Origin of the sequence: Enterobacter sp. MGH 37 (assembly GCF_000534515.1) — a bacterium.
GTDB lineage: Bacteria > Pseudomonadota > Gammaproteobacteria > Enterobacterales > Enterobacteriaceae > Enterobacter > Enterobacter kobei.
The window spans coordinates 924,566-937,180 of sequence record NZ_KI973206.1 but is presented as its reverse complement, the minus strand read 5'-3'; the positions used below and the strand labels follow the sequence as shown (position 1 = coordinate 937,180).

At 50.0% G+C, this 12,615-nt stretch carries 10 protein-coding genes; 7 read left to right on the top strand and 3 right to left on the bottom strand.

The genetic code is table 11. The annotated features are described in order from the left end of the window. Positions 1 to 66: 66 nt before the first annotated feature. Positions 67 to 909: a 23S rRNA (adenine(2030)-N(6))-methyltransferase RlmJ gene (locus tag L383_RS06710; RefSeq protein ID WP_014885583.1), complete on the bottom strand. Its 843-nt coding sequence runs from the start codon at positions 907 to 909 to the stop codon at positions 67 to 69. Positions 910 to 1,115: 206 nt separating this feature from the next. Here L383_RS06710 and prlC point away from each other — a divergent pair, with 206 nt between their 5' ends. Then, complete coding sequence (gene prlC / locus L383_RS06715) at positions 1,116 to 3,158, top strand: oligopeptidase A (protein WP_023331525.1); 2,043 nt, start codon at positions 1,116 to 1,118, stop codon at positions 3,156 to 3,158. A gap of 6 nt (positions 3,159 to 3,164) precedes the next feature. Beyond that, the gene (gene rsmJ / locus L383_RS06720; protein WP_023331524.1) at positions 3,165 to 3,917 is read left to right on the top strand and encodes a 16S rRNA (guanine(1516)-N(2))-methyltransferase RsmJ; all 753 of its coding nucleotides are present in this window, start codon (positions 3,165 to 3,167) and stop codon (positions 3,915 to 3,917) included. Between the two features lie 97 nt (positions 3,918 to 4,014). On the opposite strand, the gene uspA is transcribed toward rsmJ, so the two are convergent. Beyond that, the gene (uspA, locus tag L383_RS06725) at positions 4,015 to 4,452 is read right to left on the bottom strand and encodes a universal stress protein UspA (RefSeq protein ID WP_003861223.1); all 438 of its coding nucleotides are present in this window, start codon (positions 4,450 to 4,452) and stop codon (positions 4,015 to 4,017) included. A gap of 283 nt (positions 4,453 to 4,735) precedes the next feature. Here uspA and uspB point away from each other — a divergent pair, with 283 nt between their 5' ends. Beyond that, positions 4,736 to 5,071 (top strand): universal stress protein UspB, encoded by a 336-nt coding sequence (gene uspB, locus L383_RS06730; RefSeq protein WP_003861224.1) that lies wholly within the window; start codon positions 4,736 to 4,738, stop codon positions 5,069 to 5,071. Between the two features lie 53 nt (positions 5,072 to 5,124). On the opposite strand, the gene pitA is transcribed toward uspB, so the two are convergent. Then, positions 5,125 to 6,624 (bottom strand): inorganic phosphate transporter PitA, encoded by a 1,500-nt coding sequence (gene pitA / locus L383_RS06735; protein ID WP_023331523.1) that lies wholly within the window; start codon positions 6,622 to 6,624, stop codon positions 5,125 to 5,127. A 228-nt stretch (positions 6,625 to 6,852) separates the two neighbouring features. On the opposite strand from pitA, the gene L383_RS06740 reads away from it, so the two are divergent. The 4 genes from L383_RS06740 (at position 6,853) to L383_RS06755 (ending at position 12,598) form a co-directional block, all read left to right on the top strand. Continuing rightward, positions 6,853 to 8,055 carry a BaiN/RdsA family NAD(P)/FAD-dependent oxidoreductase gene (locus tag L383_RS06740; protein WP_023331522.1) on the top strand — a complete coding sequence of 401 codons (1,203 nt, stop codon included), beginning with the start codon at positions 6,853 to 6,855 and terminating at the stop codon, positions 8,053 to 8,055. 142 nt (positions 8,056 to 8,197) lie between these two features. After that, on the top strand, positions 8,198 to 9,040 hold the full coding sequence (locus L383_RS06745; RefSeq protein WP_020833813.1) for a TnsA endonuclease N-terminal domain-containing protein: 843 nt from the start codon (positions 8,198 to 8,200) through the stop codon (positions 9,038 to 9,040). Then, positions 9,027 to 11,150 carry a transposase gene (locus L383_RS06750; protein WP_000351431.1) on the top strand — a complete coding sequence of 708 codons (2,124 nt, stop codon included), beginning with the start codon at positions 9,027 to 9,029 and terminating at the stop codon, positions 11,148 to 11,150. Before L383_RS06745 ends, L383_RS06750 begins: the two co-directional genes overlap by 14 nt. Then, on the top strand, positions 11,150 to 12,598 hold the full coding sequence (locus tag L383_RS06755; RefSeq protein ID WP_001049182.1) for an ATP-binding protein: 1,449 nt from the start codon (positions 11,150 to 11,152) through the stop codon (positions 12,596 to 12,598). The genes L383_RS06750 and L383_RS06755 overlap by 1 nt, the downstream gene beginning before the upstream one ends. Positions 12,599 to 12,615 lie beyond the last annotated feature (17 nt).

The window sequence follows — 12,615 nt, the reverse complement described above, 5'->3', positions numbered from 1 at the left end:
TTATCCTTAATCGTGAATTGCCGCGATTGTATACCTGAAATCAATAGTTTCCACCGATGGCTGCGATTACTCCGGCACGATCCAACTGACGGTGGCGTGGCCTGTACCCGCTGGCACCAGCGTTTTGTGCAGCCACGGCAGTACGTTGTTCATCTGCGCTTCGAGCTTCCACGGCGGGTTAATCACAATCATGCCGGAGGCGGTCATGCCGCGCTGGTCGCTGTCCGGCCGCACGGCCAGCTCAATCTGGAGGATTTTGCGGATCCCGGTCGCTTCCAGATCTTTGATCATGCGTTTGATTTGCGCGCGCAGCACCACCGGGTACCACAGGGCGTAAGTGCCGGTGGCAAAACGTTTGTAGCCTTCGTGGATGCCGGTCACCACCGCCTGATAGTCGGTTTTGATTTCGTACGGCGGATCGATCAGCACCAGGCCGCGGCGGGAAACGGGCGGCAGTTTGGCTTTCAGCTGCTGGTAGCCGTCGGCTTTCTCCACGCGGGCGCGATTATCTTTCTGAAATTCAGAGCGCAACAGCGGGAAATCGCTCGGATGCAGTTCGGTCAGCTGAATGCTGTCCTGCTCGCGCAGCAGCTGGCGGGCAATCAGCGGTGAGCCTGGGTAGTAGCGCAGCTGGCCGTTGCGGTTGAAGTGGTTCACCACGCCGATGTACGGTTCCAGTTCGGCTGGCAGGTCGTCCTGCTGCCAGATGCGGGCGATCCCTTCCAGATATTCACCGGTACGCTCGGCATGCTCGCCGCTCAGCTGATAACGGCCCGCGCCCGCGTGGGTGTCCAGATAGAGAAACGGCTTCTCTTTCTCTTTGAGCGATTCAATGATCAGGCTCTGAACGGTGTGTTTGAGGACGTCGGCATGGTTGCCAGCGTGGAAGCTGTGGCGATAACTGAGCATGGGTAATGATTTTCCGCTGAATTGACGATTTGCCACAGTTTACAGCAGAACGGCACAGATTACCCGCAGGCCCGGTAAGCGCAGCGCCACCGGGCGCTTTTCCACGACGTCCGGCATTGAAATCCTCTACACTTAACCCCATTAATTAATGATATGCACAGCGCCGGATGCGCGCTTCATTCACCTATTTCAACAGGACAGCGTTTATGACCAATCCATTACTGACGCCTTTTTCGTTGCCGCCGTTTTCTAAAATCCTCCCTGAGCATGTGGTTCCAGCCGTTACGCAATCGCTGGACAACTGCCGCGCGGCGGTAGAAAGCGTGGTGGCGCAGGGCGCACCGTACACCTGGGAAAATCTGTGTCAGCCGCTGGCCGAAGTGGACGACGTGCTGGGGCGTATCTTCTCCCCGGTAAGCCACCTGAACTCGGTGAAAAACAGCCCGGAACTGCGCGAGGCCTATGAACAGACCCTGCCGCTGCTCTCGGAGTACAGCACCTGGGTCGGCCAACACGAAGGGCTGTACAAAGCGTATCGCGATCTGCGTGACGGCGACCATTACGCCGAGCTGAACACGGCGCAGAAAAAATCGGTCGATAACGCCCTGCGTGATTTCGAGCTGTCCGGGATTGGTCTGCCAAAAGAGAAGCAGGTTCGCTACGGTGAAATCGCCGCGCGCCTGTCCGAGCTGGGCAACCAGTACAGCAACAACGTCCTCGACGCCACCATGGGCTGGACGAAGCTGATTACCGATGAATCCGAGCTGGCCGGGATGCCGGAAAGCGCGCTGGCAGCAGCGAAAGCGCAGGCCGAAGCGAAAGAGCAGGAAGGCTATCTGTTAACGCTGGATATCCCAAGCTACCTGCCGGTAATGACCTACTGCGACAACCAGGCCCTGCGTGAAGAGATGTACCGCGCCTACAGCACGCGCGCCTCCGATCAGGGGCCGAATGCCGGTAAGTGGGACAACAGCCCGGTGATGGCGGAAATCCTCGCCCTGCGTCACGAGCTGGCACAGCTGCTGGGCTTCGAAAACTACGCCGACAAATCCCTCGCCACCAAAATGGCGGAGAACCCACAGCAGGTGCTCGACTTCCTGACCGATCTGGCAAAACGCGCCCGTCCTCAGGGTGAGAAAGAGCTGGCTCAGCTGCGTGCTTTTGCGAAAGCGGAGTTCGGCGTGGACGAGCTGCAGCCGTGGGATATTGCGTACTACAGCGAAAAACAGAAGCAGCATCTTTACAGCATCAGCGACGAGCAGCTGCGCCCGTACTTCCCGGAAAACAAAGCCGTTAACGGCCTGTTCGAAGTGGTGAAGCGCATCTACGGCATCACAGCCAAAGAGCGAACCGATATCGACGTCTGGCATCCGGACGTGCGCTTCTTCGAATTGTATGACGACAAGAATGAGCTGCGCGGCAGCTTCTACCTTGATCTCTACGCGCGTGAGAATAAGCGTGGCGGAGCGTGGATGGATGACTGCGTCGGCCAGATGCGTAAAGCCGACGGTTCTCTGCAAAAGCCGGTCGCTTACCTGACCTGTAACTTTAACCGTCCGGTGAATGGCAAACCTGCGCTGTTCACTCACGACGAAGTGATCACCCTGTTCCACGAGTTCGGTCATGGTCTGCATCACATGCTGACCCGCATCGAAACCGCAGGCGTGGCTGGCATCAGCGGGGTACCGTGGGATGCGGTCGAGCTGCCAAGCCAGTTTATGGAAAACTGGTGCTGGGAGCCGGACGCGCTGGCGTTTATCTCTGGTCACTATGAGACCGGCGAACCGCTGCCGAAAGAGCTGCTGGATAAAATGCTGGCGGCCAAGAACTACCAGGCAGCGATGTTCATCCTGCGTCAACTGGAGTTCGGCCTGTTTGATTTCCGTCTGCACGCCGAGTTTAGCCCGGAACAAGGGGCGAAAATCCTCGAAACGCTGGCCGAGATTAAAAAGCAGGTTGCTGTGATCCCTGGGCCAACCTGGGGCCGATTCCCGCATGCGTTCAGTCACATCTTCGCAGGCGGCTATGCGGCAGGTTACTACAGCTACCTGTGGGCCGACGTGCTGGCAGCGGATGCTTTCTCCCGCTTCGAAGAAGAGGGGATCTTCAACCGTGAAACCGGCCAGTCGTTCCTCGATAACATCCTGACCCGCGGCGGTTCTGAGGAGCCAATGGTACTGTTCAAACGCTTCCGTGGCCGCGAGCCGCAGCTGGATGCGATGCTTGAGCATTACGGGATCAAAGGCTGATAGTTCGTGAAAATCTGCTTAGTGGATGAAACAGGCGCCGGAGACGGCGCCTTATCTGTTCTGGCGGCCCGCTGGGGGCTGGAGCACGATGAAGATAACCTGATGGCGCTGGTGATGACACCGAAGCATCTTGAATTACGTAAGCGCGACGAAGCGAAACTCGGCGGGATTTTTGTCGATTTTGTCGGCGGTGCGATGGCGCACCGGCGCAAGTTCGGCGGCGGTCGCGGCGAGGCGGTGGCCAAAGCGGTGGGCATTAAAGGGAACTATCTTCCGGACGTGGTCGATGCCACGGCGGGGCTGGGTCGCGATGCGTTTGTGCTGGCGTCTGTTGGCTGTCGTGTGCGAATGCTGGAGCGTAACCCGGTGGTCGCCGCGTTGCTCGACGACGGGCTGACGCGTGGCTACGCGGACCCGGAAATCGGCCCGTGGCTGCAGGAGCGGTTGCAGTTGATCCACGCCTCCAGCCTGACGGCGCTCACTGATATCACCCCGCGCCCGCAGGTGGTCTATCTCGACCCGATGTTCCCGCATAAGCAGAAAAGCGCGCTGGTGAAGAAAGAGATGCGGGTGTTTCAGTCGCTGGTGGGGCCGGATTTAGATGCAGATGGTCTGCTGGAGCCTGCCCGACAGCTCGCAACGAAGCGGGTGGTGGTGAAGCGCCCTGACTACGCGCCGCCCCTGGCGGACGTGGCCACGACTAACGCGGTGACCACGAAAGGGCACCGGTTTGATATCTATTCAGGTACACCGGAATAAAAAAAGCCGGGTGGCGGCTTCGCCTTACCCGGCCTACATCCTCGATCTATTCCTTCTCCCTTTGGGAGAGGGTTAGGGTGAGGGGAATTTAACGCACTTACTCGTCTTCTTCGTCACGCAGTGGAACAATCAGCATATCCACGTGAACGGTGTTGATCAGCTGGCGCGCGGACGACATCAGCTTGCTCCAGAAGTCCTGGTGGTGACCGCATACGACCAGGTCCATGTCATATTTCTTAATCGCATCAACCAATACCTGACCCAGGTCGCCGCTGCCGCTCAGGGTCTCGGTAATCGGGTAGCCCGCGTTGGTGGACAGTTCGCTCAGGGCGTGATGCGTCTCTTCGGAGATGCGCTTCTGCATATCGCCGAGATTCACGTCGATCAGACCGGTATAGAGGTCGGAGTAATTCACATCAACGTGAATCAGGGAAACTTTCGCGTTGTAGGGGCGTGCCATGGATACCGCTTTATCAACCAGCACTTTGCTCTCCGGAGAGAGGTCTACCGCGATGAGAATGTGTTTGTAAGCCATAGTGTTACTCCTTCCTTAAGTTATCGATGACTAAATGAGAATGCCGTCGTCTGATACTTTCATTACGGCCCAGTTAAACATATTTTTCAAGCTTTGGTGTTGATAACGATTAACCTTGTGGCAAAAAAATTAACGGATCTCCTACACTATTTAATGAGCCGTTCGGATATTAAAACGCGAACCGGATCGACTTTTGGTCATTCTTTCACTGAACTGTCTGTCAGGGCATTGGGGTGCGGGAGCTCAGGAGCCTTGCTCCGTGGGCGGACGCCGGGGAGGATGTATGATTAGCACCGTCGCATTGTTTTGGGCGTTATGCGTAGTTTGCATAGTGAATATGGCGCGCTACTTCTCATCGTTACGTGCGCTGTTAGTGGTACTTCGTGGTTGCGATCCGTTGCTTTATCAGTATGTGGACGGTGGAGGGTTCTTCACCTCGCATGGACAGCCCAGCAAACAGATGCGACTGGTGGGATACATCTACTACCAGCGTTACCGCGATCATCACGATGAAGAGTTTATCCGTCGCTGCGAGCGTCTGCGTCGGCAGTTCATTCTGACCAGCGCCCTGTGCGGGCTGGTTGTGGTCAGTATGATTGCATTGATGATTTGGCACTGAGCATAAAAAAAGCGGGTCAGTTTCCTGACCCGCTTTTTGTCGCCTTCAGCTGATTAGATCAGCTTCAGCGAAATCCAGTACAGACCACCAGACAGCAGGATGGACGCCGGAAGGGTGAACACCCAGGCCATCAGGATGTTGGTCACGGTTTTGCGCTGCAGACCGCCACCGTCAACAATCATGGTACCTGCCACGGACGAGGAGAGTACGTGGGTGGTGGATACCGGCATCCCGGTGTAGCTCGCCAGGCCGATAGAAACCGCCGCCGTCATCTGCGCGGACATCCCCTGCGCATAGGTCATGCCTTTCTTACCGATCTTCTCGCCGATGGTGGTTGCCACACGACGCCAGCCAATCATTGTACCGATACCCAGTGCCAGCGCGACGGCCATGATGATCCAGATTGGCGCGTACTCAATGGTGTTGAGCATATCGCTTTTCAGTTTCTTCAGAAGACGTTTGTCCTCGGCATTCACCTCTGGCAGTTTCGCGACTTTATCGGTCACGTCAGAGATGCAGAGCATGATACGACGCAGCTGACCACGCTGTTCAACGGCCAGTTTGTCGTAGCTTTCGATATCGCCCAGCATGCCTTTGGCGCGTTCCAGCGCGTTAATCGCGTTTGCCGGATGGCAGTGGAATTCGCCCGGCGCGTTAGTTGCACCGGCTTCCGGAGATGGGATCAGCTGATCAACGCCGGTCGCTTTTTTCAGCAGATCGGGATGCTGCTGGAAATAGGTCTCAACGTTATTGACGGCATCACGGGTACGGGTGATTTCGTAACCAGAGGCGTTCATGTTAACCACGAAACCTGCCGGTGCGACACCGATCAGTACCAGCATCACCAGACCAATGCCTTTCTGCCCATCGTTCGCGCCATGAGAGAAGGCCACGCCGATAGCGGAAATGATCAGCGCGATACGCGTCCAGAATGGCGGTTTTTTCTTACCGTCTTTCTTCTCACGCTCTGCTGGCGTCAGGTGGATGCGCGCACGTTTCTTGGTGTTGCTCCAGTAGCGACGCAGGATGAAAATCAGTCCACCCGCAACCACCAGACCCACAATTGGAGAGATGATCAGAGAACCGAAAATGCCCAGTACTTTAGGCAGGTTCAGCGCATCAACGACGGATGTCCCGGTCATCAGGGCGTTCGTTAACCCGATACCGATAATCGCGCCGATGAGAGTGTGAGAGCTGGATGCAGGCAGGCCAAAATACCAGGTACCGAGGTTCCAGATAATGGCAGCAAGCAGCATTGAGAACACCATGGCAAGGCCATGACCGGAACTCACGTTAAGCAGCAGATCCGTTGGCAACATATGCACGATCGCATACGCCACGCTCAGTCCGCCCAGAAGGACACCAAAAAAGTTAAATACCGCCGCCATAACAACCGCAAGTTGCGATCGCATTGCGCGAGTGTAGATAACCGTTGCTACTGCGTTTGCAGTGTCGTGGAAGCCGTTGATCGCTTCGTAAAACAGTACAAAAACCAGAGCAAGCAATAATAAAAGCCCGGTATGTAAATCCAGGCCGGCAAACAAATGTAGCATAGGACGTTACGCCATTTTGAGGACATGAACGCGGCGCATTATCCAGGACAAATGCGCAACGGGCAAAGTGAAATATAGACTTTTTTTGACATACCACCTGATTTGAGAAAAGTGCTTGAAGGGATAATCGTTAAATTTCAATGGAATGGCTTTGTAAGAACTTTTTACGCTGGTGTGACCACAGAGGAAACTTTACAATCCGCGGCAGTTAACGAAGAGGATTTTGACGTGGAAAGGTTTGATGCCGTGGTAATTGGCGCCGGTGCGGCGGGTATGTTTTGTGCGGCGATGGCCGGACAGGCGGGTCGTCGTGTGCTGTTACTGGACAACGGAAAAAAGCCTGGCCGCAAGATCCTGATGTCGGGCGGCGGGCGTTGTAACTTCACCAATCTTTATGTCGAACCCGCGGCGTATTTGAGCCAAAACCGTCATTTTTGCAAATCTGCACTGGCGCGTTACACCCAGTGGGACTTCATCGACCTGGTGGGCAAGCACGGCATCGCGTGGCATGAAAAGACGCTGGGACAGCTGTTCTGCGACGACTCCGCGCAGCAGATTGTCGATATGCTGGTCGCCGAGTGCGAGAAGGGCGGCGTGGTGGTGCGTCTGCGCACGGAAGTGCTGGAGGTCGCCCGCGACGAACAGGGGTACACGCTGCAGCTGAACGGTGAAACCGTCAGTGCTGATAATCTGGTCATCGCCAGCGGTGGCCTCTCTATGCCGGGTCTGGGCGCGTCCCCGTTCGGCTATAAGATTGCCGAGCAGTTTGGTCTTAAGGTACTGCCCACGCGCGCGGGTCTGGTGCCGTTCACGCTGCACAAACCCCTTCTTGAACAGCTTCAGACGCTTTCTGGCGTCTCCGTTCCTTCCGTCATGACTGCCGAAGACGGGACGGTATTCCGTGAAAACTTGCTCTTTACCCATCGGGGGCTCTCTGGCCCGGCGGTACTGCAAATCTCCAGCTACTGGCAGCCGGGTGAATTTGTCACGGTGAATCTGGTGCCGGACTGCGACCTGGACGCGTTCCTCAACGAGCAGCGCGAGGCGCACCCGAATCAGAGCCTGAAAAACACGCTGGCGATGCAGCTGCCAAAACGTCTGGTGGAGTGCCTTCAGGTGCTGGGGCAGATCCCGGACGTATCGCTTAAGCAATTGAACAGCCGCGAGCAAGAGACGCTGGTGGAGACGCTGACAAACTGGCGCGTTCAGCCAAACGGCACCGAGGGGTACCGCACGGCGGAAGTGACGCTGGGCGGCGTTGATACAAATGAACTCTCCTCGCGCACCATGGAAGCCCGCAACGTGCCGGGGCTCTACTTTATCGGCGAAGTGATGGACGTCACCGGCTGGCTCGGCGGGTATAACTTCCAGTGGGCGTGGGCAAGTGCCTGGGCGTGTGCGCAGGCGCTGGCCGATGTCCGAAGACAATAAAGTTGTACACAAAGCACTAAAGTTGTAACCATTCTCAAAAAACGACGCTAATGTTGTATACTTACTGAATGTGTGGTTATAGGGTTGGAGACTATAAAATGCACATATAGGTACGTATCAATGTCGTTTTTTGGGTACGATCATGGGTAGGGGTAGGCGTCTCAAATCCTATTTGGATTATGAAAATGCGCTAGGTGACGGCATAGGAGTGGGCTATGGCCAAAGTTATCAGCCCTGGCTTAGAGCTCAGGACGTTAAATCCCGTGGAAACCGTTCGATAGTCTTTGGCCTTAAGACGTTTCGAAACCATCATCTCCTTTCTTCTGTCGAAAGTAACTTTTTCTATCTGGCTGAGTTTAATGACTCGGTGATTGATATCCGGGAACAATTCCCACTCTTTCCTCTCCGGCTTACCCAACAAATAGCAAATCATCTACATTTTCAACATCCTATGGTGAGGGGAGTAAGAGGAGTACCTGTCGAAGTTCTGAATGTTATGACAACCGATTTTTTACTGACCTTGAGAACTCCTGAAGGCGGACTTCGATACAAAGCTGTAGCAGTAAAACAAAACGAGAGCATACCTGAACGCGAAGCCCAAAAACTTGAAATAGAGAGGATGTTTTGGCAGTTGATTGATGTTGAGTTTCAAATTTATGTTGGCTCGGAACTCAATAACGTCGTCGGTAAAAATATTTGTTGGGTTACTTCTGTATTAAGAGATGGTTCTGTATTTTATGATAAATATCCTCTTGATAAAATCCTATGGAAGCTTAAACCAGATGTTTATCCCATAGTGGGACTACGTGCAATGATTTCATCAATCATTGGGGTAGATGCACAAGAAGCGATGATGTTATTGCAGGCAATGATTGGATTAAAAATGATAAAAATTGATTTATCATATCCAATACTCGAAACCGGTCTGATAAAGATAATATCCAATGGCCACTATATAGGACTGAACGCAAATGGATATTATTAGAAATTCAGTCTGGCTCTCTCAAGGCACTGATTTGCTTGCAGAGGGGCTTTATCGTGTTTTGGATTTTGACAAAAAGGTTGATTTGTTAATTTTGTTTAAAATAAAATCAGAAAGAACGGGTAAGCCAATTCCTTTCTCATTTTCATTGTTTAAATATTATATTGAATCAAATAGCATAACTTGTAAAGATTATATATACCCTTCATATATGTTAGTAGATGAGAAAGAAATAACAGATGAAGACAGGGGAAGGCGAGATGAAAATTACAATATCATTAAAGATCTTGTAGATGACAGAATGTTTCTGTTCGACTATGCATTACATAAAAAGTCTCACCTTTTAATGGACTACTCCAGAAATAAAAAAATATCACAATATACTATCAGAACGCTTCTGGCGTTGTACTGGCGACATGGGCAGGATGTTTATGCATTACTACCCGCATTCTCGAACTGTGGTGCCGCTGGGAAAAGTAGAATCAAACATGAAATTAAACTTGGGAATTCCAAGAAAAACAGAGCATTACCTAATGAACGTTCACGTGTTTTCATTCTTAATGAAAGAGATATAAATAATATTAGAAAATCTCTCATTATGTATCATTATAAAGTTAACGGAGATACGATAAAGAAAACATTAGAGAGACATATTGATTTGTATTTTAGGGATGAAATTAAAACAGCGAACTTAGAAAATAGAGCTCCATATGTTCCTTCTTTAAAACAATTTTCATACTGGAATAAAAAACTCTTCACTAAAGATTTCTCGATAAAGAAGAAGAACACGAAAAAAGAAATAGACCTCAAAATGCGGGCGCTTTTAGGTAGTGCGGCTAATACAACTGTTTTACCGGGTGATGTTTTCGAAATAGACTCAACTGTCGCTGATGTACATCTTATTTCGAGTTTAAACAGACGAAAAGTCATTGGGCGCCCAACTATTTATACAGTGGTGGATCGCGCAACAAGAATGATTGTTGGCCTTCATGTTTCTTTATACCATGCTTCATGGCGAGCTGCCCGACAAGCGTTAGCAAATTGCTTTATGCCAAAAAAAGAATATTGTAGATTATTTGGAATCTCTATTACTAATGATGATTGGCCTTGTTCTCATATTCCATTAACATTGATGTGTGACAACGGGGAGATGATTGGTCTTAAACCTCAGGAAAAGATGACCCCCCTGACAAAACTTGAGTTTGCGCCAGTCGGTAGAGGCGACAGAAAAAGCATTGTTGAACGCTGTTTCGGTATTCTAAATGATGAAGTTATTCATAGGCTTATTGGAACAACACGAAGGGGTAAGATTGTTAAAGGAGAGCCAACACCGCAATCCAGGGCTTGTTTAACGATTCAGGAGGTCACGTCTTTACTGATTCGGGAGATACTTGCACATAATCAGAGAACATATGAAGAACTGGCTTATATCAATCCCTTACTGATTGAAAATGATCTCGTAATATCACCAAAAAATAGTTGGATGATAAGCTTAAAGCACGGGAGATTCAGCGCAAGAGCCGTTGGGGCCGACGAAGTGATCGCACGATTGTTGATCCCTGTGAACGCTAACATTACCGCCGGTGGGATTCAGTACAATAATCTTTTTTATGAATGTGATCCAGACATTGCATCAGGTGCCAGAGTATTTGGAAGAACCACTTGTGAAGCAAGAATAGATGACAATTGCGTAGATTATATATATGTAAGATTTGACAAAAATAGCATTTTCAAAAAGCATTACCTGCTTAAGAAAAGAGATATATTTAAAGGTAAAGCTCATCTTGATACAGATGTAATGGCTGATTGGGTAGATACTCAAAAAGAAATTAATTTATTTACTCTGGATTCACTCAGCAATATCAATAATAAAGATGATTTTAACAAGAAAGGTAACGAAAGATTAAATGAAATATACGAATCTCGACGGGTACATGGTAAAGATATTAAAAAGAACAGGAAAAATGAACTTGATTCATTAGGGCGAACTGATGTTGCTAATGGAAGACCTGAACCCCTACTTCCGTCATCCAGTAAGGTTCTGCTTTTGCCTGGCCGGGAGGAGAAACAAAGATGGTTAAAAGGTAAGAAGAAGACTGAGGACGCAGAATAATGAACCTTATACGGAGCGTTTCAGCGATATATAAAGAACAGGAGTTACCTGAGTATCGTGGCAACCCCTTAATTGAAGCACTTCCTGAAGCGCTTACGGAAGATGAAGTACTTCTGGAAATGAGTTATTTTCCCGAAATTGACGAAAAAATCCGCTGGACTGCCCCGGCGAATGTTAGAGAGCAGTATGTCGAACGTATAAAGAAATTCCGTTGCCCTCAAACCAATCTTATCCAGGCTTATAAAATGATTTTACGGGCACTTAGGGAAAGCTATGCAGCCCGTAATCCTTTAAAAAGCGGAACTATTCAATATCTTCATTACTATGGGACTGAGCGTCCTGATATTGAACCCGAAAGTGGATATTTTAAATCCCAGGCTGAAACCATTACGATAGTTGGAATGAGTGGTTCTGGAAAAACTACCATGATCGAGCAAGTCATGGATCATTTCCCTCAGATTATAGAACACAGCAGCTATAAAGGAGTTTTTCCCGGCTTCAGTAAGCAAATCGTATGGGTAAAGATTAATTGTCCATACAACTCAAGTGTGAGAGACCTTTGTGAAGAGATTTTACAAAAATTAGATGATGCAATTGGTATTGAACGAACTACACCAGAGATTAGAAATGGTGCTCTGGCTCGCCAGATTGCGCAAAGAATAAAATCATCATTTTTAGGTATCCTTGTTATTGATGAAATGCAGAGGCTAAAATTTTCAAGAACTGGAGGTGAGAGTAAGTTGATTGATTTTTTACATGAAATTGTAGATTCGATGGGGGTATCTATGGTTTTTTGTGGAAATCATCCTTTTGACGAGACTCTGACAAAGAAAATGAGAATTGCCAGGCGGGCAGAGTCTGGTGGTTATATGAAAATTTCAAATGTCAGATACGACTCACAAGACTGGCAATCGTTTATTCATTATTTATGGCCATTACAATGGACAAATGTTGAAACACCATTAAATGATGAGTTAAACGAAAAATTATTCATTTTATCTAAAGGCAACATTGGATTGGCTCAGATGATTTATCGGGGGGCACAATTAAAGGTTATCGGTAGCGGTAATGAAATCATAACTGGTGCAGTCTTGTCGGCCTCTGTACCGGTACTCGTAAGCCATACGGAGGAATATAAGGATACTTTACTCCCGGGGGCAGCGACTGAAGACGAGGAAGCCAAATGGCTCTCTGCATCTAATGAAAGTGATGCTTCGGCTAAGTTCATGTCAGAGAAGCCCTTAAAAGCTTTGATCCCTGGAGATATAGACAGGCCACAGCACAAGGAATTCGTAAGAAAAATAGACGAGGTTATGCGCAATTTCGACGAGAAAATACTGTCTCTTGACCATGATCTTGTTATCACCAGAACAGCTGAAAAGAAAAATACCTACGATGCTCTTCAGCGTTGCGGGCTTATAAATACAGATCCACTTAATAAATTGTAATGAGGTCATCAGTTCGT